Origin of the sequence: Phenylobacterium sp. (assembly GCF_041920015.1) — a bacterium.
Taxonomy (GTDB): Bacteria; Pseudomonadota; Alphaproteobacteria; order Caulobacterales; family Caulobacteraceae; genus Phenylobacterium.
Genome location: NZ_JAYRST010000144.1, coordinates 1 through 2,947, shown reverse-complemented (window position 1 = coordinate 2,947; position 2,947 = coordinate 1). Strand labels below are relative to the sequence as shown.

The following is a 2,947-nucleotide window of genomic DNA, read 5'->3' as shown; positions in this document are numbered from 1 at the left end:
CACGGCGCGCTCCCTACGCCCATCGAGGAAGCAAGAGGATCATGCGCCGGTCGATCATCGCCTGCCTGCTTGTCCTTCTCGCCGCTCAGCCGGCCGCCGCGGCCGATCCCGAACTCGAACCCGGCCGGCTGGTCCGACTGCCCGACGACCGCAAGCTGAATTTCCGGTGCACCGGGACCGGCGCGCCGACCGTCGTGCTGGAAGGCGGCTACGGCGCAAATTCACTCGCCTGGGAACCGGTGCGCCGCCTGGTCCAGGGCAAGCTGAGGGTTTGCTCCTACGACCGCGCCGGCTACGGATTTTCGACGCCCGGCCCCCTGCCCCGCGATGGCGCGTCCATCGCTCGCGATCTCGACCGTGGCCTGCGGGCGGCCAAGATCGGCGGGCCGTTCATCCTGGTCGGGCATTCGGCCGGCGCGCTCTATGCGCGCAGCTTCTACGCCCGCCGTCCGCGGGACGTCGCCGGAATGGTGCTGGTCGATCCTTCGGTCGAATACCAGGACCGGCGTTTCGCGGCCGCCTTCGGCCCGGGCGCGGGCAGCCTGCAACCACTGAGGGACCGCGCGGCCCGCTGCCTGGAGGCCGCCGAAAAGCGCCTGTTGCCCTCCACCGAGCCCAGTCTGGAACGCTGTACGCCCAAGCCGAACGCGAACCTTTCCGAAGCGGTCAACGCCGCGCGGCTGGCGACCAGCCTCAAGCCGGAAACCTGGCGCACCCAGGTCTCCGAACTCGAAACCCTGCTGACCAGCACCTCCGATCAGATCGCGGCCGGACCGCAGTCCTATGGCGCCCTGCCGCTGATCGTCCTGACCGCAGACGGGACCTATGCCGCGGCCCCCGAGCCGGCGCGCGCGGCCTTGGGAACGCTCTGGTACGGCCTGCACCGCGAGCTCGCCCGGCGCTCGAGCGCCGGTGAAAGCCGGCTGATCGCGGGCAGCTCGCACCTCATGGTGCGTGACAAGCCCGCGGCGATCGCCGACGCAATTCTCGAGATCGCCGCCAAGACCAAGTCCGCAAAAGTAAACTGACGCATTCGTCCAATGACCGTCACACATCCGATCAGCATCTCATCGGACCCAAGCGGTACGATCACGTATCGGCCGGGTGCGATTGCAGCCTTCCGCGGCGAACGACAAATCGGCTCGACCCCGGGTGCGAATTGTTTACACGGAAGCGCGCTGCGCATGTGTACGTTAACCGCCCGCACAGATGCAGCGTGGCATTGTGAGCCGCGCTATTTCGAACATTTGGTTCACGATGTCCCTCGCCGCCCCGTTTAAGCCCAACGCCATGCTGGATCGCCGAGGACGTCGTCACACCGATCGGCCCGCCGACGCCGAAGCGGCCTCCTGGACCGAACCGGGCCGCGACCGTCGCGGACCGCTGCGGCCCGAGAAGCTGACGCCCACCCGCCTGCGCATGTCCGGCCGGCTGCTGACGCGGTTCTTCCAGGCGGGCGACGCCCTGGCCCTGATCCTGGGCGGGCTGACCGCCGCAGCGCTGACCCATGGGGCGAACGTGCTGCTGATCTACGGCTGCGCGGCGATCGCCACCTTCGCCAGCCTACGCCTGTTCGACACCTACAAGTTCGGGCGCCGCGAAGACCTGGCGATGCACCTGATGCGCGTCACCGTGGCCTTCGCCGTGGCGGTGGCCATGTGCTTTGCGATCCTCACCCACTTCGTCGGGGTCGTGATGCTGGCCGCCTCGCTGGGAGTCTGGACGCCCCTCGCCTTCCTCTGCACGGCCACGGCGCACGCCCTGTGGTGGGCCAATGTGAAGCGCTGGCGCGCCAACGGGCGCCTGACGCCCAACCTGGTGATCGTAGGCGCCACGGGGGCGGCCGAACGCCTGATCGAGGCGATCCTCGAGACCCGCGAGGCCAACGTGCTCGGCGTATTCGACGACCGGGCCGAGCGCGCGCCCGAGGGCCTGCACCGCGTCCCCCTACTGGGCGGCACCGACGACCTGCTGGCCCACCGCATCATGCCCTATGTGGACCGGATCGTGATCACCGTGCCGGCGGAGGCGCGCGAACGCATCCATGCGCTGCTGGAGCGCCTGATCGTCCTTCCGAACGAGATCACCCTGCTGCTCGATCGCGAGGGCGGCGCCGAGGAAGCCGAGGCGATCGACCGCATCGCCAACATCCCGCTGACCCGCGTGTCGGGCGCGGAGATCGATCAGGGCAAGGCGCTGGCCAAGCGGGCGCAGGACGTGGCGTTCGGGACGCTGGCGCTGTTCCTGGCGACGCCGATCATGGTGCTAGTCGCCCTGGCCATCAAGCTCGACACCCCCGGCCCGGTGTTCTTCCGCCAGCGCCGCCACGGCTTCAACAACGAAGAGATCGTGGTCTGGAAGTTCCGCTCGATGCGGGTGGAAGCCACCGACCACAAGGCCGCGCGCCAGATCAGCGCCGATGACGACCGGGTGACGCGGGTGGGCAAGTTCATCCGCAAGACCAGCCTCGACGAACTGCCCCAGCTCATCAACGTCCTGACCGGCGAGATGTCGCTGGTCGGGCCGCGGCCGCACGCCATCGGCATGAAGACCGGCGAGGTCGAAAGCTCGCGCCTGGTGGCCGAATACGCCCACCGCCACCGCATGAAGCCTGGCATGACCGGCTGGGCGGCGATCAACGGTTCGCGCGGGGCCATCGACACGCCCGAACTCGTGCGCCGCCGCGTGGCGCTCGACGTGGAATACATCGAACGCCAGTCGTTCTGGCTCGACATGTACATCATGTTCATGACCGTCCCCTGCCTGCTCGGCGATTCCGAGACGGTCCGTTAGGTCCGGGCACAGGCCGGCCCGCGGGCCGGCGCCGACCAAAAGAAAGATTTTATTAACCGGCGTGATCCGAACCGCCGGCGTTTCTCGCCTTCACTGTTTGGGGACGGCGTCTGGCCGGCCTTTGCTCGGCCTGCGGGTCACAGTGATGAGGAAT

2 protein-coding genes are annotated in these 2,947 nt (G+C 68.4%); both read left to right on the top strand.

Annotated elements, in window-relative coordinates; genetic code table 11:
• The coding region (locus ACE3TL_RS16835; protein WP_374579809.1) for an alpha/beta fold hydrolase at positions 1–1,028 on the top strand (1,028 nt) is incomplete at its 5' end.
• 262 nt (positions 1,029–1,290) lie between these two features.
• Positions 1,291–2,793 (top strand): exopolysaccharide biosynthesis polyprenyl glycosylphosphotransferase, encoded by a 1,503-nt coding sequence (locus ACE3TL_RS16830; RefSeq protein WP_374579808.1) that lies wholly within the window; start codon positions 1,291–1,293, stop codon positions 2,791–2,793.
• Positions 2,794–2,947: the final 154 nt, after the last annotated feature.